This is a genomic window from Sphingopyxis microcysteis (genome assembly GCF_012274265.1).
Lineage (GTDB): Bacteria > Pseudomonadota > Alphaproteobacteria > Sphingomonadales > Sphingomonadaceae > Sphingopyxis > Sphingopyxis microcysteis.
Genome location: NZ_JAANYY010000002.1, coordinates 61,950 through 82,862, shown reverse-complemented (window position 1 = coordinate 82,862; position 20,913 = coordinate 61,950). Strand labels below are relative to the sequence as shown.

The window sequence follows — 20,913 nt, the reverse complement described above, 5'->3', positions numbered from 1 at the left end:
GTCAAGCCCCGTCAACGCTCCGGCGCAAGCGCAGGAATATTGGCAGGGAGAAGGTAATGAAACGGATTATCGCTGGTTTGGTATTGGCATCGGCAGCTGTCCCGGCGGCGGCAAGCGAGGCAGTCGACATGCGTTTCGCATGTCCGGCGGCGACGTCGATGCCCACCCAACCGCCCGAGCTCGCGGGCTTGTGGGATGCGCTCTTGGATGTGGGCGGCACTCCAAGCTTCGGCCTCCTCTCGGTCGGAATGACGGGTTCGGAGCTCGGCGGATCGCTGGCGCTGACCCCCGGCGTCGTGGTAGTCCGCAGCCTGACGAGCGACGGCCGGACCGTGGCGATGGTTGTTGCATCGCGTGAGGGCGATGTGCGCTTCGACGGTTCGCTCACCCCCGACGGGAAACGGATGTGCGGCATCGTCACCTATCACGGCGGTCAGAAATTCGCGATGATCGCGCAAAAAAGGCCCGACCGGACAAGCGCGCGCAGTGAGCCGACGGGCGCGACACAGCGATAGTGGTGCGCGGTCGCTGCGGCCCCATTTTCGCAGCGACCGCCTACACTTTCCGTAAACGTAAAGTGATTGCGCGCGGCGCGCGAACGCGATACGCCTGCGGGCATGTTTTTCGGCTTTCTCGACGAGCTTCGCGTCGCGGGCATTCCCGCCAGCCTGAAAGAGCATCTGATGCTGCTGGAAGCGCTCGACCGCGAGGTGATCGACCGCAGTCCCGAGCAATTCTATTACCTTAGCCGCGCAATCTATGTGAAGGATGAGGGGCAGCTCGACCGTTTCGACCAGGTGTTCAACAAGGTCTTCAAGGGCATCATCTCGGACTATGGCCAGAACCCGGTCGATGTTCCCGCCGACTGGCTGAAGGCCGTCGCCGAGAAATTCCTGACGCCCGAGGAAATGGCGGCGATCGAATCGCTTGGCGACTGGGACAAAATCATGGAGACGCTGAAGGAGCGGCTCGAGGAACAGCAGAAGCGCCACGAGGGCGGCAGCAAGTGGATTGGCACCGGCGGCACGAGCCCCTTCGGCAATTCGGGCTATAATCCTGAAGGCGTGCGCATCGGCGGCGAGAGCAAGCACAAGCGTGCACTGAAAGTCTGGGAAAAGCGCGAGTTCCAGAATCTCGACAACACCAAGGAGCTCGGCACCCGCAACATCAAGATCGCGCTCCGCCGCCTGCGCAAATTCGCGCGCGAGGGCGCGGCGGACGAGCTCGACATTCCAGGCACGATCGACGGCACCGCGCGGCAGGGCTGGCTCGACATCAAGATGCGCCCCGAGCGGCGCAATGCGGTCAAGCTGCTGCTGTTTCTCGACGTCGGCGGATCGATGGACCCGTTCATCAAGCTGTGCGAAGAATTGTTCAGCGCCGCGACGACCGAGTTCAAGAATCTCGAATTCTTCTATTTCCACAATTGCCCGTACGAAGGCGTGTGGAAGGACAACAAGCGCCGCTGGTCCGAGCGCCACCAGATGTGGGACATCCTGCACAAATATGGCCATGATTACAAAGTGATCTTCGTCGGCGACGCGTCGATGAGCGCCTATGAAATCACCCATCCGGGCGGCAGCGTCGAACATTTCAACGAGGAGTCGGGCGCGGTCTGGCTCCAGCGGATCACGCATGTCTATCCGGCAGCGGTGTGGCTCAATCCGGTGCCCGAAGCGCATTGGGGCTACACCCAGTCGGTCAAGCTGATCAAACAGCTGATGAACGACCGCATGTATCCGCTGACCCTCGCCGGGCTCGACGATGCGATGCGCGAACTGACGCGCAAGCATTGAGTCTAACTTACCGTCATCCCGGCGAAGGCCGGGATCTCAACCTCGCATCCCTTCGCACTGGCGAGATCCCGGCCTTCGCCGGGATGACGATTTCTACGGTAGCAATCTTGAACCGATCCCCTAATCCCGTTCGTGTCGAGCGAAGTCGAGACACCCGTCGGTTGCGCGCGCCTTAGGGGTGTCTCGGCTTCGCTCGACACGAACGGATTTCAAAAGTTCCGCTAGGCTTGCCATGTTCGACCTCCCCCTCGTCACCATCCTGCTGCTCACCGGCTTCATCAACCTGATCGGCGCGCTCGCTTATGCCGCGCGCATCGCCGGGGTCCGCACGCGGCGCATCGCGATGTCCTTCGCATTGTTCAACATCCTCGTGCTCTTTTCGCGTACCTCGAACAGCTTCCTTGGCCCCTTCCTCGCCAAGCGGATCGAGACGCGCATCCACGACGGCAGCGGCGGGCATCTGTTCCTCGACATGCAGCTGGTGCTGGCGGCGGCGAGCGTTGCGACGCTGATCGGCATATTACTGGTCCCGACCGGCCAACGCATGTTCGCGGCCGCGATCGGCTGGTATCAGGACAATCGGTCGACGACGAAGCTCGCGCTGAAGGCTGCAAGCCCGAGCGGCCTCAGGACATTGGGCCGGTCGCTGACCTTTCCCAGCCTGTCGCACCTCAGGAACTGGCGGATGCCGAAGGGTATCGGCTGGGGCGTGCTGATCGCCAACTGCCTCGCGCAATCCTTGCTCGCCGTGGGCGTGGTGGCGTCGCTCTACGCCGGCTATCTCGCGCCCGAGTTTCGCGTCACCGCGTCGCAGCTCTCGGCGCTGATCAACGGCTTTGCGACGATATTGTTGTTTGCCTTTATCGACCCGCAATTGTCGGTGATGACCGACGATGCCGTCGAGGGGAAGGTCGACGAGGCCGACTTTCGCCGCGCGATCACGCTCATCTCGCTAAGCCGCCTCGCCGGGACGGTGCTCGCGCAGGCGCTGCTGCTGCCCGCCGCGGCGCTGATCGCATGGGTCGCCGTTTATGTCTGATCGCGCGCGCGGCCACAGTCGCTTTCTTGCCGTCCGGTCGCGGCTGGAAGCGATGGCGGTTACGCCGGGGCCGCGCGGCTGGTTCCTCGAATTTCTCGTCTTCGGCTTCAAACAAGGCTGGGCGTGCCTGTTCGGCGGGCTGATGCTCGCGCTGCTGCTCGGCACGCACCTGTTCTGGCCCAACGATGCGCCGCTGCATCGCTATGACGCGATCACGATCGGCGCGGTGCTGATCCAGCTCGGGATGCTCGCGTTCCGATTGGAAACACCGAAGGAAGCGCTCGTCATCCTGATCTTCCATATCGTCGGCACGGTGATGGAGCTGTTCAAGACCGCCGCGGGATCATGGCAATATCCCGAGGCGAGCCTGCTCCACATCGGCGCGGTCCCGCTCTTCTCGGGCTTTATGTATGCCGCGGTGGGGAGCTATATTGCGCGCGTGTGGCGTATCTTCGACTTTCGCTACACGGGCTATCCGCCGGTCTGGACGAGCTATGCGCTCGCGGCGGCGATCTACGTCAATTTCTTTGCGCGCCACTGGACCTATGACGTCCGCTGGTCCCTGTTTGCGGCGACGGCTTTGCTGTTCTGGCGCTGTCAGGTGTGGTTCCGGCCGTTGCACGTCCACCGCCGGATGCCGCTACTCGTCGGCTGGGGGCTGGTCGCGCTCTTTATCTGGTTTGCGGAGAATATCGGGACGTTCGCGCGCGCATGGACGTACCCCAGTCAGGACGATGGTTGGCACATGGTGGGGCTGGAGAAGCTCGGCAGCTGGTATCTGCTGATGATCATCTCGTTCGTGCTGGTCAGTCTGGTACAGCGGCCGAAGGCGCCGGATCCCACCGACAAAAAAAGCACACCCACGCTGCATCCCGAAGCTCGCTGGATCGTGGCGATCGACGATGATGTGCTGACCATGACCGACGGCCAGGGCGAAAGAAGCGCATGTCCGCTATCCGATGTCACCGGAATCGCCGTCGAAACCAATGACAGCGGGCCTTGGGGCAGCGACGTATGGTGGATGTTCTTTGGGCCCAATGGCCGACTGAACCTGACATTCCCGCAAGGTGCGACGGGCGAAGACGCCGTCCTCGACCGGATCATGAAGCTACCCGGCTTCGATCATGCCGAAATGATCGCCGCGATGGCATCCACCGACAACTCCACTTTCATTGTCTGGCAACAAGAAGGCCGCTCAGCCGAACGGCCGGTCGATTGATGGCGGCGGTTCGCTGAACCATTTGGGACCGCTCTCGGTCATGTGGAAACAATCCTCGAGCCGGATGCCGAATTCGCCCGGAATATAGATGCCGGGTTCGTTCGAGAAACACATGCCGGGTGCGAGCTTCGTCGTTTCGCCGCGCACCAGATTGACCGGCTCATGCCCATCGAGCCCGATGCCGTGGCCGGTGCGGTGCGACGTGCCGGGCAGCTTGTAATCCGGCCCCCAGCCGAGGCTTTCATAATAGGCGCGCACCGCATCATCGACCTTGCCCGCGGGGGTGCCGAGCTTTGCCGCGGCAAAGGCAACGTCCTGCCCCTTGCGCATCTGGTCCCAGACCTGCCGCTGGCGCGGCGTCGCCTTGCCGTAAACGAAGCTGCGCGAGATGTCGGACTGATAGCCGTGCACCGTCGCGCCGCAATCCATCAGCACGACCTCGCCCTCCTTCACCGCCTGCGGCTTGCCCGACCCGTGCGGATAGGCGCTCGCCTCGCCGAGCAGGATCAGTTCGAATTCGCTGCGTCCGCCGAGCGCGGTCGTCGCCGCGGCCATGATTGCGCCGATCTGGTCGGGGGTCATTCCCGCCTCGATCCGCGGCGCGGTGTGACGATAGGCGGCGAGTGTGATGTCGCTCGCGATCTGCATCAGCGCGATTTCGGCGGGCGATTTGTGCATGCGACACCCGCGCACGACGGGCGCGCCGTTGACGACGGTCGCGTTCGGCATCGCCTTTTCCAACCCGTCGACCGCGAAATAGCGCACCGTTTCCTCGACGCCGATCTTGCCTTTGGTCAGCCCGCGTTTGCCCAGCCAGGTGGCGACCGCGGCGAGCGGATTGTCATCCTCGTTCCAAGTCAGCACGTCGGCCGCAACCGCCAAGCTTTCGCGCACCGACGGTTCTTCGAAAAAGGGCGTGACGACCGCCAGCTCGCCCTCGCGCGTCAGCACCGCCGCGGTCAGCCGCTCGCTGCGCGACCAACGCACCCCGGTGAAATAGATCAGGCTCGATCCCGGCTCGATCAGCAGCGCATCCATGTCGTTCGCGCGCAGCAGATGCGTCGCCTTGGCGAGCCGCGCCACGCGCTCCGCCTTGCCGATCGGAACCGCCTTGGCGGCCAGATTGGGGAGTCCGGCAGTATCGGCGGCCCATGCCGAGAGCGGCAGTGTCGCCGCGAGTCCGCCTAGCGCCGCGGTGCCAAGAAATTGCCTGCGTTGGATCATTTCACTCTCCCCGCGCGCTCTGGCGCCAACCTTTAACCCGTTCGCCCTGCACTTGTCGAAGCGCTGTTCTTTTCATCTCGCGCTGGTGGGAAGAACCGCCTCTCGACAAGCTCAGGACGAACGGGAGCAGAAAATCCGCATCAGTAAAGCAGCAAATCTGAAATCTCATCGCGCCACGCCGCCTCGTCGGGCTGCGCCAATGCGTCGAGATCACCTGCCACCGAGCCCGCATCATCAACCCACAGCCGCAGGTCGGGGCCGCCGTTGATCACGTCGATCGCGAGCACATCGTCGGTATATTCATATTTGAAATCAGTGCCGCGCCAGATCGGATAGTCGGGATAGAGCGAACGGATCGCCTTGAACCCCAGCGCTTGCACGCGCCAGGGACGGAACGCCGCATGGTCGTACCAGCCGCCTTCGGCATGGATATGGATGCCGCTGTTGAGCTGTTTCATATGCTTGTGGAAGGTCGGTTCGAACCAGATGTCGCGCAGCTTGCATCCGCCCAGCCATTCGGGCGCGAGCCGCTGCATTTCGGCAATCACGGCCTTTGCATCGATGTCAGGCGCGCCGAAGAGTTCGAGCGGGCGCGTCGTGCCGCGGCCCTCGCTCAACGTCGCGCCCTCGACCATCACCGTGCCGGCATAGGCGCGCGCCATGTTGAGGTTCGCGGCGTTCGGGCTGGGGTTGATCCAGACGCGTGTCGTCGGCCAGCCGAAGCCCGGGCCATCGGGCTCCCACCCCGCCATCTCGATCACCCGGTAATCGACATCGAGCCCGAAGTGGCGGATGAACCAATGCCCCATCTCGCCCATCGTCAGCCCGTGGCGCATCACCATCGGCCCCGCGCCGACGAAGCTTTCCCACCCTTCGCGCAGCCGTGTCCCTTCGACCGGGCGCCCCGCGGGGTTCGGGCGGTCGAGCACCCACACCGCCTTGCCATGCTCCGCCGCGGCCTCGAGCACATAGAGCAAAGTCGTGACATAGGTGTAGATGCGGCAGCCGAGATCCTGCAGATCGACGAGCATCACGTCGAAAGTATGCATCGACTGCCCCGACGGGCGGCGCACTTCGCCGTAGAGGCTGAACACCGGCATGCCATGGGTCGGATCGGTGAAGTCAGGCGACTCCATCATATTGTCCTGCAGGTCGCCGCGCACGCCATGCTGCGGCCCGAACACCGCGGTGACATTGACCCCCGCCGCGACGAGCGCGTCGAGGCTGTGCGTGAGGTCGTCGGTAACCGAGGCCGGGTGCGCGAGCAGCGCAACGCGCTGGCCCTGAAGCGGTTTGAGGAGCGCGGGGTCGGCGAGCAGGCGGTCGATGCCAAACTGGACTGTCATGCGCGCCCGGGTGCCTCAAGCGTGAGCGCAAAGCAATCGGGATGATGGAAGTCGGGTTTGCCGGCGGGGTGCGCGAGCGCCCAATAGCTTTTGGTGCCGTCCAGCTCCTCGATCACCGCTGACAGCCCAAGTTTCGATCCGGCATCGGGAAAAATCCCCGGTTCGACGCGCAATATATAGCGCACGTCGCTGCGCTCGACCGTCATCTCCCATGGCGCGAGCTCGTCCGAACGCAGCAGCGAGCGATAATCGTCGAACTGGTAACAGGCCCAGCGGCCGTCGGGGGCATAGTTGAATTCGGTATAGTCGGGCTGCCCCTCCTCGGTCAGGAACGCCTCGAAACAGGTACTCTGCCACAACCCGTCGGTTGCGCTGTCGGCAATGACCAGTTGCCCGTCGCCGGGCGGCAGGATGATGTCTCCCACGCCGCCCTCGACAATATAGTGCAGCGCAAAGCCCTCGTCGAACGACAGCGCGATCTCGACCGTGACCGACCGGACCGTTCGCGCCGGGGTATCGGGGTGGCAGACCAGCGACTTGCGAATGCTATCCAAAACCCCAACCCCATGCTAAGCGCCCGCCCGCTATGACGAACCACAAATCCGACCTGCTGCGCGTCCTCGATGATCGAGGCTATATCCACCAGATGACCGACGCGGAAGGGCTCGATGCGCTCGCGTGGAAACAGGTCGTCCCCGGATATATCGGTTTCGACGCAACCGCGCCCAGCCTGCACGTCGGCAGCCTGGTCCAGATCATGATGCTGCGCCGCCTGCAACAGACGGGGCACAAGCCGATCGTGCTGATGGGCGGCGGGACGACGCGGATCGGCGACCCGACGGGGCGCGACGAAAGCCGCAGGATGCTGTCGGACGAAACGATCGCCGACAATATCGCGTCGATCTTCAGCATCTTTCAGCAGTTCCTGACCTTTGGCGACGGCCCGACCGACGCGGTGATGGTCAATAATCAGGATTGGCTGGGCAAGCTCGGTTACATCGAATTGCTGCAGGAAGTTGGCACCCATTTCACGATCAACCGCATGATGACCTTCGATTCGGTCAAGCTGCGGCTCGAGCGCGAACAGCCGATGACCTTCCTCGAATTCAATTACATGATCCTGCAGGGCTATGATTTCCGCCATTTGTCGAAGGACATGGGGGTGCGGCTCCAGATGGGCGGATCGGACCAGTGGGGCAATATCGTCAACGGCATGGAGCTCGGCCGCCGCATGGACGGCGCCGACCTCTATGGTCTCACGACTCCGCTGCTCACCACCGCGGCGGGCGCCAAAATGGGCAAAACCGCCGCGGGTGCGGTGTGGCTTAATCCCGCTCAACTGTCCCATTTTGACTATTGGCAGTTCTGGCGCAACTGCGACGACCGCGATGTCGGACGCTTCCTCAAGCTGTTCACCGACCTGCCGCTCGACGAGATCGCGCGGCTCGAAGCGCTGGGCGGCGCCGAGATCAACGAGGCAAAGAAGATCCTCGCCAACCAAGCCACCGCGCTGTGCCGCGGCGCCGATGCGGCCAAGGCCGCCGCCGAGACCGCCGCGCAAACCTTTGAAAAAGGACAGATTGGCGGCGACCTGCCGCAGGTTGCCGCGCCCGCCGGAGGGATCAACATCGTCGATGCGCTGCGCGAACTCGGCTTTGCCGCGTCGAACAAGGAAGCGCGGCGCAAGCTCGACGAAGGCGCCGTCAAGGTCGACGGCGTCGTCATTCGCAACCCGCAGTATCGCATCCTCGGCGCCGACGACCCGGTGCCGCTGAGCCTGGGCGCGAAAAAGCATGGTCTTGTAACGCGATAAGGCGCAAAACCCGTTTACCCAATTTTCAGCATTCCGATGGATCGTCATGCCCAAATCAACAAGGTCCACAAAAATGCGCAAGATCGACACCAGCAAAGCCCATTATGTCGGGCTCGACCAGCGGATCGCTCCGCGTAGCGACGTCTATGTTCGCCTGCCCTTCGTCATGCCCGACGGCCGGCAGGAAATGTGTACCTGCGTCAACATTAGCGCCGACGGTATGCTGATGCGTTTCGAGCGCGGCTTGGAGATTGGCGACCTTGTGGTATTCCGAATGCCGATCATCGGTCGCACCGCGGCGAAAGTCGTCTGGTCGCTCGGTGGCAAGACCGGTGTCCAGTTCGACAAGTCGATCGCGGTCGAAGATTATCTGCCGATGATCCGCGCCATGGGAGCGCGGGCGGACGTCAACTAAACACTGGAAGCTAGGGACAAGCCCTCCCCTAGCCCCTCCCGCAAGCGGGAGGGGGACAATCAACCACTCCTGAGCAGCGGCACCGCCGCGTCACGCTCGAACAGATACAGGCAGTGCCGCACTGCTTCGCCGCGCGCCCCGTCCATCCCGCCGTCGCGTTCGACGAACAAACGAGCATCATCGTGTGCCACAGGCAATAGCCGGACGAGCTGCTCCGCACTCGCTAGGCCATAGTCCGCGTCGCCCGACTGCTTGAGCCCGAGCAATTCGCCGCCGCCGCGGAGCTCCAGATCCTTCTCGGCAATCACGAACCCGTCATTGGTTTCGCGCATCAGCGCCAGCCGCTCGCGCGCGGTTTCGGAGAGGTTCTGCGAGCGTAGCAACAGGCACACCGATTTGGCGGCGCCGCGCCCGACCCGCCCGCGCAGCTGATGCAGCTGCGCGAGGCCGAAATTTTCGGCATGTTCGACAATCATCAGGCTGGCAGCGGGAACATCGACCCCGACCTCGATCACCGTCGTCGCGACCAGTACGCCGATGTCGCCGGCTTGGAACCGTGCCATGACGTCATCCTTGTCCGGCCCTTTCATCCGCCCATGCACCAGCCCGACGCGGTCGGCGCCGAGCCGCTCGCGCAGCAGCGCGGCGCGATCCTCGGCCGCGGCAAGTTCGCTCGTCTCGCTTTCGGCGACCAGCGGGCAAACCCAATAGGCTTGCGCCCCCGTCGCCAGATGACGCTCCAACCCGCCGACCACCTCATCAAGCCGGTCGACCGATACGACGCGTGTGTCGACCGGGGTCCGCCCCGGCGGCATCTCGTCGATCCGCGACACGTCCATCTCGCCATGGTTGGCCAGTTGCAGCGTGCGCGGGATCGGGGTCGCGGTCATCACCAGCAGGTGCGGCGGCCGCGCCGCCTTCTGCGTGAGCATCAACCGCTGCGCGACGCCGAAGCGGTGCTGCTCGTCGACGACGACCAGCGCCAGGTCGCGATACGCCACGGCATCCTGAAAGATGGCATGGGTGCCGACCAATATGTCGATGCTGCCGTCGGCGAGCCCCATCAGCGTCGATTCGCGCACCCGCCCCTTGTCGCGCCCGGTCAGGATCGCGATGTTCACCGGCAGCCCGGCGAGCATCGCCTGCAAGGTCGCAAAATGCTGGCGCGCCAGAATCTCGGTCGGCGCGAGCAGCGCAGCCTGCGTCCCTGCCTCGACCGCCGCCAGCATCGCGCACAGCGCGACGAGCGTCTTGCCCGACCCGACATCGCCCTGCAGCATCCGCAGCATCGGGGTTTCGCGGCCCATGTCGGCGGCAATCTCGCGTCCCACCCGCTCCTGCGCCCCGGTCAATCCGAACGGCAGCCGCAGCGCACCCACCAGCCGCCCGTCGCCGACCACCGCGCGCCCCTTGCGCTTGCGCAGCCCCTCGCGGATCAGCATCAGCGCGACCTGGCTGGCGAAAATCTCGTCATAGGCCAGCCGGTCGCGCGCCGCCGCATCCTGCGGACTGGCGTGCGCGCGCGTCAGTGCCTCGCGCCACGCAGGCCAGCCGCGGCTGGTCAGCAGCGGGCCGTCGATCCATTCGGCAAGTTCGGGTCGCCGTTCGAGCGCGATTTCGACCAGCTGCGACAGCCGCGCGTTGGTCAGTCCTTCGGTCAGCGGATAGACGGGTTCGTGGATCGCGATCCCCGCGTCATCGCCCGGCTCGACGACCTGATCGGGATGGACGATCTGGCGCATCTCGCCATAGAGGTCGAGCCGCCCCGATACGCGGCGCTTCTCTCCGAGCGGGAACAGCTTGCGCGCCAGCCCCGATGTGCGCCCGAAATAGACAAGCCGGACATGGTCGCCCGCACTGTCGAACGCCTCGACTCCAAAGGGCGCGCGGGGCGAGCGGCCCGAACGATAATCCTGCGCGGTCAGGTCGACGATGATCGTCTGCCCCGCCTGCGCTTCGTCGAGCCGGTCGACCGGAAAACGCGAGATGAGCCCGGTCGGCAGGTGGAACAGCACGTCGACGACGCGTTCCAGCCCCAGCCGCGTCAGCGGCTTGGCCAGCTGCGGGCCGACGCCTTTCAGGTCGGTGAGCGCGGCAAAGAGCGGATTGAGGATTTCGGGTCGCATGGGTGACGTTTGTGTAGCGCGAGCTTTGCCAACTTGCACCTCCCCTCTCCCCTTGCGGGAGAGGACAGCGAGACTTGGTCCAGCTTCCGAAGCGCTATCCCCCTGGCTCGTCATCCCGGCGAAGGCCGGGATCTCGCCGGTGAGTGAGAACGATAGGGTGAGATCCCGGCCTTCGCCGGGATGACGAAATTGGGCAAGGCGCTTCTCTTGATACATCGTGCAACCGCTCTAAAAGGCCCGCCATGACCGACCGCCTCAAACGCCTGAAATTCCGCGCCTGGCACCGCGGCACGCGCGAGGCCGATTATATGATTGGCGGCTTTTTCGATCGCTATGCCGCGACCTGGAGCGAGGAACAGATCGGCTGGTTCGAAATGGTCGTCGAAGAGGATGACGTTGACATCATGGCGTGGGCGCTCGGTACGGGTGATCCGCCCGCGCATCTGGACCGACCCGACCTGATCGCCGCGATGCGCCGTCTGGACTATATCCCGCTGCCATGACGATTCCCGCCGCCGACATTTTTGCCGCGATCGGATCGGCAGCGGCGCCGCTGACGCTGGCGCGCGCCGCCGACGGGTTTTTGCCGCTGCTGCTCGCCGATCTGGCGCGCGCCAGCGACAAGAGGCTGGTCTATGTCGCGACCGATGATGCGGCGATGCAGGCGATCGCCGACGCCACGCCCTTTTTCGCGCCCGATCTCACCATCTATCGCTTCCCGGCATGGGACTGCCTGCCCTATGACCGCGCCGGGCCCTCGATGCGGGTCAGCGCCGACCGGCTGGCGACGCTGTCGGCCTTGCAGGCGCCGCCGAAGCGCGGGGAGCTGATTCTGACCACCGTCGCCGCGATCACCCAGCGCACGCTCACGCCTTTCCGCATCCGCCAGCTCGCGACGACGCTCGCGCCGGGGCAGCGGATCGACCGCGACGCGCTCGCCGAATTGCTGGTCGCCAATGGGTTCAGCCGCGTCGACACGGTCGCCGATCAGGGCGAGTTTGCGGTGCGCGGCGGCATCCTCGACCTGTTTCCCGCAGGCGAGGAAACCGGTCTGCGCGTAGACTTTTTCGGTGACGAGATCGAAAGCATCCGCCGCTTCGACCCCGCCGACCAGCGCAGCCTTGGCCCTGCCAAGGCGCTGCAACTGCTTCCAGCCGCCGAGACGCTGCTCGATCAGGACACGATCAAGCGCTTCCGCTCGAGCTACCGCGAGCTGTTCGGCGCGCAGGCGACCGGCGATCCGCTGTATCAGGCAGTCAGCGACGGGCGGCGGCAGGCGGGCATGGACCATTGGCTGCCGCTGTTCGAGGAACGGCTGGCGACGCTATTCGATCATATCGACCCTGCGACGCCGGTGCTGCGCGGCCACCGCAGCGAGGCGACCGCCGAAACGCGCTTTGCCGCAATCGCGGATTATCACGCCAACCGCGTCGCCGCTGAACGCGAATCGCCGGGCAGCTATCGGCCGCTGGCGCCCGAGACGCTGTATCTGAGCGAAGCCGAATGGGCTGGGTTGGCGGCGCAGCGCCCGATCCACATCGTCACGCCGTTCGACGTTCCGCCAGCCGCGCACATCGTCGATCTGGAAACCTTTGCCGCGCGCGATTTCACGCCCGAACGCGCCGCCGACCTGAATGTCTATGACAAGGTCGCCGATCATCTGTCGGACGAGCGCCGCAAGGGCCGCAAGACGATCATCGCCAGCTATTCGGAAGGGGCGCGGGATCGCCTGTCGGGGCTGCTGCGCGAGCATGGGGTGACCTCGCTAGCCCCCGCCGATAGTTGGCAGGAAGCGCTGGGTACCGCGTCCACCGAGAGCGGGGGGGCGACCGCGATGGTCGTCCTCCCCCTCGACCACGGCTTCGCCAGCAACGCGATCAGCCTGCTCACCGAACAGGATATTCTCGGTGAACGGCTGGTCCGCCGCCAGAAACGTCGCAAAAGCGCCGATGCCTTCCTCGCCGAGCTCGCGACGCTCAGCGTCGGCGATCTCGTGGTCCATCTCGATCATGGCATCGGGCGCTATGAAGGGCTGACCTCGATCCCGGTCGGGAGCAGCCCGCACGATTGCGTCGCGTTGACCTATGCGGGCGGCGACAAGCTGTACGTCCCGGTCGAAAATCTCGACGTGCTGTCGCGCTATGGCGGCGAGAGCGACGGGGTTGCGCTCGACCGGCTGGGCGGCGAGGCATGGCAGCGCCGCAAGGCGCGGATGAAGGAACGCATCCGCGAGATCGCCGGCGAATTGCTCGCGACCGCGGCGCAACGCGCGCTGCGCTCGGGCGACCTGCTGGCGCAGGACGCGGCCTATCCCGCCTTCGCCGACCGCTTCCCATATCAGGAAACCGACGATCAGGACCGCGCGATCGGCGACGTGCTGGCCGACATGGCGTCGGGCAGGCCGATGGATCGGCTGGTCTGCGGCGACGTCGGCTTCGGCAAGACCGAGGTTGCGCTCCGCGCCGCCTTTGTTGCTGCAATGGCGGGGGTGCAGGTCGCGGTCGTCGTGCCGACCACCCTGCTCGCGCGCCAGCATTTCACCAATTTCGTCGAGCGTTTCAAAGGCTTCCCGGTCAACATCGGACGCCTGTCGCGTCTCGTCCCGGCGGGCGAAGCGCAAAAGACCCGCGACGGCCTCGCGAGCGGTCAGATCGACATCGTCGTCGGCACCCATGCGGTGATCGCCAAATCGGTCGAGTTCAAAAACCTCGGCTTGGTCATCGTCGACGAGGAACAAAGGTTCGGCGTTGTCCATAAGGAGCGCCTGAAACAGCTCAAGACCGACGTCCATGTCCTGACGCTCACCGCGACCCCCATCCCGCGCACCTTGCAAATGGCGATGTCGGGACTGCGCGAGCTCAGCGTGATCCAGACGCCGCCGGTCGACCGACTCGCGGTGCGGACCTATGTGGCGCCGTGGGATGCCGTCGTCCTGCGTGAAGCGTTGCTGCGCGAGCATGATCGCGGCGGGCAGAGCTTCTTTGTCGTCCCGCGGATCAAGGATCTGCCCGATATCGAGGAATTTTTGCGCAACCGAGTGCCCGAGGTCAAATATGTCGTCGCGCATGGCCAGATGACCCCGACCGAGGTCGAGGACCGGATGAGCGCCTTTTACGACCGCAAATATGACGTGCTGTTATCGACGACGATCGTCGAATCGGGCCTCGACATCCCGAGCGCCAACACACTCATCATCCACCGCGCCGACCGTTTCGGCCTTGCCCAGCTGTACCAGCTGCGCGGCCGGGTCGGGCGCGGCAAGACGCGCGCCTATGCCTATCTCACCACGCCCGACCATGGCGCGATCACCGACACCGCCGAAAAAAGGCTGAAGCTGCTCGGAGATCTGGACACGCTGGGCGCCGGGTTCCAGCTGGCGAGCCACGACCTCGACATTCGCGGCGCGGGCAACCTCGTCGGCGACGAGCAGTCCGGGCATATTCGCGAAGTCGGCTTCGAACTCTATCAGTCGATGCTCGAAGAAGCGATCCTGGTCGCCAAGGCCGAAGGTGCGGGCAAGCTGCCGCCGCGCGAGGCTTTGTCACCGGTCATCACCATCGATGCGCCGATCCTGATCCCCGAGGATTATGTCCCCGACCTGCCGCTGCGCATGGCGCTCTATCGCCGCCTCAACGATGCCGGGGACCGCGCCGCGCTCGACGCCTTCGCCGCCGAGATGATCGACCGCTTCGGCCCGCTGCCGCCCGAAACCGCGAACCTTGTCCAGCTGATGGAGATCAAGGCTAACGCAAAGCTGGCGGGCATCGCCAAGCTCGACGTGGGGACGAAGGGGGCGCTGGTCAGCTTCCACGGCGACCAATTCGCAAACGTGCCCGGGCTGATCGCCTATGTGGAGCGGCTGAAAGGCCGCGCGCGCATCCGCCCCGACAACAAGCTGTCCGTCAGCGGCGACTGGATGAGCACCGGGGCGCGTTTGAACGGCGCGCTGCAATTGTCGAAGGGTTTGGGGAAGCTGGCGCGACAGGTAAACTAGCCGTCGCCCCCGCGCAGGCGGGGGGCGCAGGCAGCCTTGCGCTAGGCCGACAGCGGCCCCCGCCTGCGCGGGGGCGACGTTTATCCCATCAACCCCGGCAGCTGATCCCCCGGCACCGGTCCCGACTTCAAAAACCCCTGCCAGGTCGCGACCCCCAGCTCACGCAGCCGTTCCAGCTGGCGCTCGTTCTCGATCCCCTCGGCCACCACCAACAGCCCCAGCGCGCGCGCGAGGTCGACGATCGCGCGCACGACGATACGGTCGCGGTCGCTGCCGTCGATGGTACGGGTGAAGCCGCTGTCGATCTTCAGATAATCGATCGGCAGCCGCGCGAGCAGCGACAGGCTGGAATAGCCCGTCCCGAAATCGTCGATCGCGATCGCACAGCCCAGCGCGCGGATTTGCGCCAATTGCTCGGCGGCGCTCGCCGGGTCGCTCAGCATCGCCTGTTCGGTCAGTTCCAGCGTCAGCCGGTCGGGATCGACCTGCGCCGCTTTCGCCATCGCGGCGAACCGACCTGCAAATTCGGGATCGCCGAGATCGGCGGCGGTGATGTTGAGCGACACGCGCAGTTTCGCCAGCGCGCGCGGCCATTTCGCCATTTCGGCGAGCGCGACGCGGTGCGCATGTTCGGTGAGCTCGCATTCCAGCCGCGCGGCGCGTGCCGCGGTGACCAGCGGCCCCGCGCCGAGCAGGCCGAGCTCGGGATGCTGCCAGCGCAGCAGCGCCTCGACCCCAACCATCTCGCCGGTGCCGACATCATATTGCGGCTGATAATGGATCAGCACCTCGTCGCCCGAAAGCGCCGCATGGACCATCACACCATCGCGCGCCGATGCCGGGCGCGACAGCTGTTCCCCCGCATTGCGCAGCTGCTCGGCCACCGATTCGTCGCGGGTGATCAACGCCGCCGCAATGCGGATCGACAGGCGGCCGTTCGGATCGCCGACGATCGGTTCGGCCAGCGCGACGTGCAGCGCGCGTTCCTGCGCGCGTAGCGCCCCCAGCGACATGGGCGTCGATGGCACGATCAGGAAGCGCGGGCCGTCGAGTCGATCGACGCACGATCCCGGCCCGAATTCGTCGCTGGCGAAATTTTCCAGCCGCCGCCCGATTTCATCGAGCACCGCATCGCCCGTCGCGGTCCCCGCGCTGCTGTTGATCCGGGCCATCTGGTCGATCTGGACCAGAATGACACCGGCATCGGCGTCGTGGCGGTTATGCAGACCTTCGAGTTTACGGACGCACGCGGAAAGGGTTTCGGACAAGCGATTCATGGCGTCTCCGTAGCAGGCTTTGCTTGCCAAGTTCCTGCCTTTTGCATCACAAGGTGCCTGTGGCTGTCACATTTTCCCAACCTGCCGGATCGACGGCGCCTTTGATCGACGGCCATGGTCGGCGGATCAATTACTTACGCCTGTCGGTCACTGACCGCTGCGACCTGCGCTGCCGTTATTGCATGGCCGAGGACATGGTGTTCCTGCCCAAATCGGCGGTGCTGAGCATCGAGGAAATGGGCGAGCTGGCCGAACGCTTCGTCGCGCGCGGGATTCGCCGGATCCGCCTGACCGGCGGCGAGCCGCTGGTGCGGCGCGGGATCGATACGCTCGCGGCGCGGCTGGGCGCGATGATCGGGCACGGGCTCGATGAACTTACCCTCACGACCAACGGCATGCGGCTCGCCGAACATGCGCCGATGCTAGCGGCGGCGGGCGTCCGCCGGATCAACGTCAGCCTCGACACGCTCGACCCCGGCGCGTTCCGGCACATCACGCGCGTCGGCGACGTCAATGTCGCGCTCGGCGGAATTGCCGCGGCGCGCGCGGCAGGGATCGCGGTCAAGATCAACATGGTCGCGCTGGCCGGGCTCAACGAAGACCAGCTGCTCCCCATGCTCGATTATTGCGCCGAGACCGGCTGCGACCTCACGCTCATCGAAACGATGCCGCTGGGCGAGGTCGCCGAGGATCGCAGCGACCATTATATCCCGCTCCACCAGTTCATCGCTCCGCTCCGCGAGGTCTCCGCCATCTATCCGGTCGACAAGCGCACCGGCGGCCCCGCGCGCTATTTCGCGGTCGAAGGCAGCCCCGTGCCATTGGGCCTGATCACCCCGCTCAGCGACAATTTCTGCACGACGTGCAACCGGATCCGCCTGACCGTCGAAGGACGCATCTATATGTGCCTTGGGCAGGAAGACCATATCGACCTGCGCGCGGCGCTGCGCGAGCGCGGCGATGTCGACGGCTTGATTGATGCCGCATTGGCTGGCAAACCCCGCGCGCATGACTTTCATATCGAACGAAAGTCCACACCGGCGGTCGCGCGTCATATGAGTGCAACGGGCGGCTGACACTGCGCCTTCTGGGGGAAGCTTAATGCAACGCAAGATCGCGCTCGTCGCATCGAACGCGCCCGCGGCCATGGAAGCCGAAGCCGAATTGCGCCCGCTCTACGACTTTGTTGATCTGAACGAAGCCGATTTGCTGATCGCGCTCGGCGGCGACGGCTTCCTGCTCCACATGCTGCACCAATTGCTCGACCAGCGCCGCAGCCTGCCGGTGTTCGGGATGAACCGCGGCACGATCGGCTTTCTGATGAACGAGTTTCGCGTCGAGGGGCTGCTCGACCGGATCGCAGCGGCGCGCCCCTTCCTCATCCATCCGCTGTCGGGCGACATCACGACGATCAGCGGCGAGCGGCATATCCTGCCCGCAATCAACGAGATTTCGCTGCTCCGCGAAACGCGTCAGGCGGCGAAGCTCGAGGTGATGATCAACGAAAAGACGATGCTCGAGGAACTGGCGTGCGACGGCGTGCTCGTCGCGACCCCCGCGGGATCGACCGCCTACAATCTCAGCGCCAATGGCCCGATCCTGCCGCTCGAATCGGAAATGCTGGCGCTGACCCCGATCAGCCCCTTCCGCCCGCGGCGCTGGCGCGGCGCGCTGGTCCCCGAATCGACCAGCATCCGCTTCAACGTCCGCGAAGCGGCGAAGCGCCCGGTCAGCGCGGTCGCCGACCAGCGCGAAATCCGCGACGTAAAGACCGTGCTGGTCACCACCGACCGCAGCCGACCGCTGACTTTGCTGTTCGACCCCGACCAGGGATTGGACGAACGCATCGCAATGGAACAATTTATCGTCTGAGCGAGACAATTCGCGCCAAAACCCCCTTGATAAAGTTGGCGGCACGCGGCAAAGGGGCCGCCTTGCCCGCATCAGCGGGGTGTTCCTCGGTAGCTCAGCGGTAGAGCAATCGACTGTTAATCGATCGGTCGTAGGTTCGAATCCTACCCGGGGAGCCATTTCTTCTTCGTCATCATCACGCCTGCGACGCTGAGCCCAGCTCGGAACGGCGACGGGTTTGGCGCCGACTGGCGAGCGCGATCGACCGCATCAAATCACCATCCTCGACTGCGAAGCGGGCGGATAGCCGTGCTTTGTGTTGAATCGATGCATCGGTCGTGATTAAAAGCGCGCCGGGAAGGGTCGCACACCGATGACATCGATCATCAACGATTTCGCTTTTGCTACGCCGCGGCAGCGCGCGGTACTCGACCTGCTCGCCAACAGCCGCACGAGCAAGGAAATCGCGCATCAGCTCGGCATTTCGGAAGCCGCGGTGAATCGCCGCATCGAAGTGCTCCGATCGCGGTTGGGCGGGGTCACGCGACACGAACTGGCGCGGCAGTATCGCGAATGGTCGGCACAAAATGGCGATCTTTCGGCCGACAGGGCATGTGAAGAAAATGAGATGCAGATTCTCCCGCTGGCCGCAACCGCGCCGCCGAGCGATGTCAGCCCCCGGGACGACATGGTGCCCGCCGGCGAAGCGATGAGGGACCAGCTTGCGATTTCGATCGAAGCGCCCTGGAGCAAGCCAGCCGAGCCATCGGTCGTCCCCGGGGTGCTCGACGGCGACAACGCCCTCCTCACCCGCGGCGCGGCGATCGGCATCATCCTGTTTGCCATTCTCGCCAGCCTGGTCGTCGGCATCGCCGCCGCCAGGGCGCTCGCGGATGTGGTGAGCTAGCCGCCCCGTCCGGACCACTGCGCGCGCCGCGAACGAGCATCGGCGCCGAGGGGGAAGACGATGACGATAGCTGTACCCGCCTATATGAGGCGTATCCGCAACCACATCCGGACCGCCGAAGCCAAGGCGGACGAAAGCCTGCTCGCCAAGCTCGACGTGATGCAGGCGATCCTGCGCGCGCGCCAGACCGAGGACATGCCCGCGCCGCATGTCGGCCAAGACGCGATCGTCCGGCTCGGACGCGCGATCCAGTCGGATATCGCGTCGGCCAACGACGTCTTCCGCTCGCACAACGCTCTGGTCGACGCAAAGACGCAAATTACGGGCGGCCCGACGCACGAAGACACTTGGGCCTTTGAAGCCGACGACGACCCCGGGCGCCAGCAAGCCGCCTGACGATTGACGCCGCCGCCCCCGCGGGTCAGGATTTGATCATGGAAAATATCCAGATGATCAACATCCTGTTGGTGACGCTCCTCGGGGCAGCTGCGCTGCGTTGGGGCGCGGCCCCCGAAAGGATCTGCGCGGCGGTGCTCTTTTTCGTGACCCTCGCCGACCCGCTCTACCACCTGCTGGTGGGGCGCAGCACGATCTATGGATCGGTCGATACGGGTCACTTGCTCATCGACCTTGGGCTCGCCGCCACCTTTTTGGGCGTCGCGCTCTGGGCGAACAGGATTTATCCGCTATGGCTCGCCGCCTTCCAACTCGTGTCCGTGATTTCTCACTTCGTACGCGAAGTGACCGAAATCTTTCCGAAGCTGGCTTATGGGATCATGAGCTACGGCCCCTATTCCATCATCCTGATAATCCTGGCGGCGGGGATCTGGCGGCATCGGACACGGGTCCGGCGCTACGGGCGCTACCGGTCCTGGCGGACCTCCTCCAGCCCTTTGCCGGAACGCTTGCCGACACCGCAGCCGAACGGCTGATCCGGCATTTCGGAAGTATCGGGCGGGCGCTGACCGCCAGCCGCGATCAACTCGCCAACGCGCTGGAAGGCGACCGCAAGCTTGCCGAGTCCATCGTCGCGGCGCGGACGCTGATCGAAGCGGGGCTTCGCGAAGAGGTATCGCGCACCACGGTAACCACCACCGATCCGCGCTTTCAGGCCTATTTGCGGCTGGTGATCGGCAAGTCGGCGACCGAATGCCTGCACGTCACCTTTGTCACGCAGGATTGGGGCTATCTGGCCGACGAGACTATCGCGCAAGGGACGATCGCGCAGGTCGAGGGGCCGCTCCGGCGCCTCCTCGCCCGGGCCTTTGATGTGGGCGCGCACGGCATCATTCTCGCGCATAATCATCCGTCGGGATCGGCGGAGCCCAGCGCCGCCGATATCACGATGACAAAGAAGATCGAGCGTCTGGCGCGCGCGGTCGACATTCGCCTGCTCGATCATCTGATCGTCAGCGGCCGTACGATCGTCAGTATGCGCGAAAGGGGGCTGCTATGAGCGGCACCATGGAAGCGCGCGCGGCGATCCGCGACGTCGATATCGATACCGAGACGTTGGTGCTGCTGGCGCAACAGGAATATGCGAGCCGCCGCAGCCGCGAGCATTGCTTCGCCGCCAACATCTTCGCCGAACCCGCATGGGACATGCTGCTCGACCTGTTTGTGCAACATCATCGCGGGCGGCCGGTCAGCATCCATAGTCTGTGCATCGCCGCGGCAGTCCCCGCGACCACGGCACTGCGCTGGATCGGCAAGCTCGACGACTGCGGGCTCGTCGCGCGCGAACGATCGGCGCGCGACAATCGCGTCATCCATGTCGCGCTGACCGCACGCGGCCTCGCGGCGATGGAGCGCTATCTGGGCGAGCGGGCGCGTCCGGCGGCGCGCACCGGCGATATTTTTCGCCGAGCGACGATTTGACGTCGCGCGCTTCGCGCCGAATGCCGGT

General features: G+C 64.9%; 19 protein-coding genes, 1 tRNA gene and 1 pseudogene. 16 read left to right on the top strand and 5 right to left on the bottom strand.

What is annotated here, in order from left to right; genetic code table 11:
* Window positions 1–56 precede the first annotated feature (56 nt).
* The 4 genes and pseudogenes from G9408_RS00390 to G9408_RS00375 form a co-directional block, all read left to right on the top strand.
* Entirely contained in the window at window positions 57–515 is a 459-nt protein-coding gene (locus tag G9408_RS00390; RefSeq protein ID WP_168452225.1) for a hypothetical protein, read from the top strand.
* Between the two features lie 102 nt (window positions 516–617).
* A complete protein-coding gene (locus G9408_RS00385; protein WP_168453382.1) occupies window positions 618–1,796 on the top strand; it encodes a vWA domain-containing protein in 1,179 nt (392 codons plus the stop codon).
* A 232-nt stretch (window positions 1,797–2,028) separates the two neighbouring features.
* Complete coding sequence (locus tag G9408_RS00380) at window positions 2,029–2,835, top strand: lipid II flippase Amj family protein (protein ID WP_120217020.1); 807 nt, start codon at window positions 2,029–2,031, stop codon at window positions 2,833–2,835.
* Window positions 2,828–3,652 (top strand): annotated as a pseudogene (locus G9408_RS00375) (DUF817 domain-containing protein); the annotation flags it as partial. The gene G9408_RS00380 and the pseudogene G9408_RS00375, both read left to right, overlap by 8 nt.
* Window positions 3,653–4,030: 378 nt before the next feature.
* Here G9408_RS00375 and G9408_RS00365 read toward each other — a convergent pair.
* The 3 genes from G9408_RS00365 to G9408_RS00355 all read right to left on the bottom strand — a co-directional run bounded on the left by G9408_RS00365 (window position 4,031) and on the right by G9408_RS00355 (window position 7,178).
* Window positions 4,031–5,278, bottom strand: coding sequence for a M24 family metallopeptidase (locus tag G9408_RS00365; protein WP_168452224.1), 1,248 nt, complete (start codon window positions 5,276–5,278; stop codon window positions 4,031–4,033).
* A gap of 140 nt (window positions 5,279–5,418) precedes the next feature.
* Window positions 5,419–6,624 (bottom strand): exo-beta-N-acetylmuramidase NamZ family protein, encoded by a 1,206-nt coding sequence (locus G9408_RS00360; protein ID WP_168452223.1) that lies wholly within the window; start codon window positions 6,622–6,624, stop codon window positions 5,419–5,421.
* Window positions 6,621–7,178: a DOMON-like domain-containing protein gene (locus G9408_RS00355; RefSeq protein ID WP_168452222.1), complete on the bottom strand. Its 558-nt coding sequence runs from the start codon at window positions 7,176–7,178 to the stop codon at window positions 6,621–6,623. Before G9408_RS00355 ends, G9408_RS00360 begins: the two co-directional genes overlap by 4 nt.
* Before the next feature lie 32 nt (window positions 7,179–7,210).
* Here G9408_RS00355 and tyrS point away from each other — a divergent pair, with 32 nt between their 5' ends.
* Together tyrS and G9408_RS00345 are read left to right on the top strand one after the other, a co-directional pair.
* Window positions 7,211–8,437 carry a tyrosine--tRNA ligase gene (gene tyrS / locus G9408_RS00350; protein ID WP_168452221.1) on the top strand — a complete coding sequence of 409 codons (1,227 nt, stop codon included), beginning with the start codon at window positions 7,211–7,213 and terminating at the stop codon, window positions 8,435–8,437.
* A 73-nt stretch (window positions 8,438–8,510) separates the two neighbouring features.
* Complete coding sequence (locus G9408_RS00345; RefSeq protein ID WP_120217026.1) at window positions 8,511–8,852, top strand: PilZ domain-containing protein; 342 nt, start codon at window positions 8,511–8,513, stop codon at window positions 8,850–8,852.
* Window positions 8,853–8,911: 59 nt separating this feature from the next.
* Here the strand turns inward: G9408_RS00345 and recG are convergent, their stop codons facing one another.
* Window positions 8,912–10,978, bottom strand: a complete 2,067-nt coding sequence (gene recG, locus G9408_RS00340; RefSeq protein WP_168452220.1) for an ATP-dependent DNA helicase RecG — start codon at window positions 10,976–10,978, stop codon at window positions 8,912–8,914.
* 242 nt (window positions 10,979–11,220) lie between these two features.
* Here recG and G9408_RS00335 point away from each other — a divergent pair, with 242 nt between their 5' ends.
* Window positions 11,221–11,481 carry a succinate dehydrogenase assembly factor 2 gene (locus G9408_RS00335; RefSeq protein WP_168452219.1) on the top strand — a complete coding sequence of 87 codons (261 nt, stop codon included), beginning with the start codon at window positions 11,221–11,223 and terminating at the stop codon, window positions 11,479–11,481.
* Window positions 11,478–14,972: a transcription-repair coupling factor gene (mfd, locus tag G9408_RS00330; RefSeq protein WP_168452218.1), complete on the top strand. Its 3,495-nt coding sequence runs from the start codon at window positions 11,478–11,480 to the stop codon at window positions 14,970–14,972. The genes G9408_RS00335 and mfd overlap by 4 nt, the downstream gene beginning before the upstream one ends.
* Before the next feature lie 80 nt (window positions 14,973–15,052).
* Here the strand turns inward: mfd and G9408_RS00325 are convergent, their stop codons facing one another.
* Window positions 15,053–16,249, bottom strand: coding sequence for a GGDEF domain-containing phosphodiesterase (locus G9408_RS00325; protein ID WP_168452217.1), 1,197 nt, complete (start codon window positions 16,247–16,249; stop codon window positions 15,053–15,055).
* Between the two features lie 53 nt (window positions 16,250–16,302).
* Here G9408_RS00325 and moaA point away from each other — a divergent pair, with 53 nt between their 5' ends.
* The 8 genes from moaA to G9408_RS00285 all read left to right on the top strand — a co-directional run bounded on the left by moaA (window position 16,303) and on the right by G9408_RS00285 (window position 20,885).
* Window positions 16,303–17,325, top strand: coding sequence for a GTP 3',8-cyclase MoaA (moaA, locus tag G9408_RS00320; protein ID WP_408021854.1), 1,023 nt, complete (start codon window positions 16,303–16,305; stop codon window positions 17,323–17,325).
* A gap of 25 nt (window positions 17,326–17,350) precedes the next feature.
* Complete coding sequence (locus tag G9408_RS00315) at window positions 17,351–18,121, top strand: NAD kinase (protein WP_168452215.1); 771 nt, start codon at window positions 17,351–17,353, stop codon at window positions 18,119–18,121.
* Window positions 18,122–18,204: 83 nt separating this feature from the next.
* Window positions 18,205–18,279: transfer RNA gene (locus G9408_RS00310), tRNA-Asn, on the top strand.
* Window positions 18,280–18,473: 194 nt separating this feature from the next.
* Window positions 18,474–19,007 carry a response regulator transcription factor gene (locus G9408_RS00305; protein WP_168452214.1) on the top strand — a complete coding sequence of 178 codons (534 nt, stop codon included), beginning with the start codon at window positions 18,474–18,476 and terminating at the stop codon, window positions 19,005–19,007.
* A gap of 60 nt (window positions 19,008–19,067) precedes the next feature.
* A complete protein-coding gene (locus G9408_RS00300) occupies window positions 19,068–19,403 on the top strand; it encodes a hypothetical protein (RefSeq protein WP_168452213.1) in 336 nt (111 codons plus the stop codon).
* A gap of 38 nt (window positions 19,404–19,441) precedes the next feature.
* Window positions 19,442–19,939, top strand: coding sequence for a hypothetical protein (locus G9408_RS00295; protein ID WP_168452212.1), 498 nt, complete (start codon window positions 19,442–19,444; stop codon window positions 19,937–19,939).
* Between the two features lie 185 nt (window positions 19,940–20,124).
* Window positions 20,125–20,463 carry a JAB domain-containing protein gene (locus tag G9408_RS00290; protein WP_235957424.1) on the top strand — a complete coding sequence of 113 codons (339 nt, stop codon included), beginning with the start codon at window positions 20,125–20,127 and terminating at the stop codon, window positions 20,461–20,463.
* A complete protein-coding gene (locus G9408_RS00285; RefSeq protein WP_168452210.1) occupies window positions 20,460–20,885 on the top strand; it encodes a winged helix DNA-binding protein in 426 nt (141 codons plus the stop codon). Before G9408_RS00290 ends, G9408_RS00285 begins: the two co-directional genes overlap by 4 nt.
* Window positions 20,886–20,913 lie beyond the last annotated feature (28 nt).

What these genes read in the sequence shown, in the direction of transcription:
- recG (WP_168452220.1), bottom strand. Translation starts at nt 10,978, where the DNA reads ATGCGACCCGAAATCCTCAATCCGCTCTTTGCCGCGCTCACCGACCTG.
- G9408_RS00285 (WP_168452210.1), top strand. Translation starts at nt 20,460, where the DNA reads ATGAGCGGCACCATGGAAGCGCGCGCGGCGATCCGCGACGTCGATATC.
- G9408_RS00380 (WP_120217020.1), top strand. Translation starts at nt 2,029, where the DNA reads ATGTTCGACCTCCCCCTCGTCACCATCCTGCTGCTCACCGGCTTCATC.
- G9408_RS00365 (WP_168452224.1), bottom strand. Translation starts at nt 5,278, where the DNA reads ATGATCCAACGCAGGCAATTTCTTGGCACCGCGGCGCTAGGCGGACTC.
- G9408_RS00385 (WP_168453382.1), top strand. Translation starts at nt 618, where the DNA reads ATGTTTTTCGGCTTTCTCGACGAGCTTCGCGTCGCGGGCATTCCCGCC.
- G9408_RS00345 (WP_120217026.1), top strand. Translation starts at nt 8,511, where the DNA reads ATGCGCAAGATCGACACCAGCAAAGCCCATTATGTCGGGCTCGACCAG.
- tyrS (WP_168452221.1), top strand. Translation starts at nt 7,211, where the DNA reads ATGACGAACCACAAATCCGACCTGCTGCGCGTCCTCGATGATCGAGGC.
- G9408_RS00335 (WP_168452219.1), top strand. Translation starts at nt 11,221, where the DNA reads ATGACCGACCGCCTCAAACGCCTGAAATTCCGCGCCTGGCACCGCGGC.
- G9408_RS00360 (WP_168452223.1), bottom strand. Translation starts at nt 6,624, where the DNA reads ATGACAGTCCAGTTTGGCATCGACCGCCTGCTCGCCGACCCCGCGCTC.
- G9408_RS00305 (WP_168452214.1), top strand. Translation starts at nt 18,474, where the DNA reads ATGACATCGATCATCAACGATTTCGCTTTTGCTACGCCGCGGCAGCGC.
- G9408_RS00315 (WP_168452215.1), top strand. Translation starts at nt 17,351, where the DNA reads ATGCAACGCAAGATCGCGCTCGTCGCATCGAACGCGCCCGCGGCCATG.
- mfd (WP_168452218.1), top strand. Translation starts at nt 11,478, where the DNA reads ATGACGATTCCCGCCGCCGACATTTTTGCCGCGATCGGATCGGCAGCG.
- G9408_RS00295 (WP_168452212.1), top strand. Translation starts at nt 19,442, where the DNA reads ATGGAAAATATCCAGATGATCAACATCCTGTTGGTGACGCTCCTCGGG.
- G9408_RS00300 (WP_168452213.1), top strand. Translation starts at nt 19,068, where the DNA reads ATGACGATAGCTGTACCCGCCTATATGAGGCGTATCCGCAACCACATC.
- G9408_RS00325 (WP_168452217.1), bottom strand. Translation starts at nt 16,249, where the DNA reads ATGAATCGCTTGTCCGAAACCCTTTCCGCGTGCGTCCGTAAACTCGAA.
- G9408_RS00390 (WP_168452225.1), top strand. Translation starts at nt 57, where the DNA reads ATGAAACGGATTATCGCTGGTTTGGTATTGGCATCGGCAGCTGTCCCG.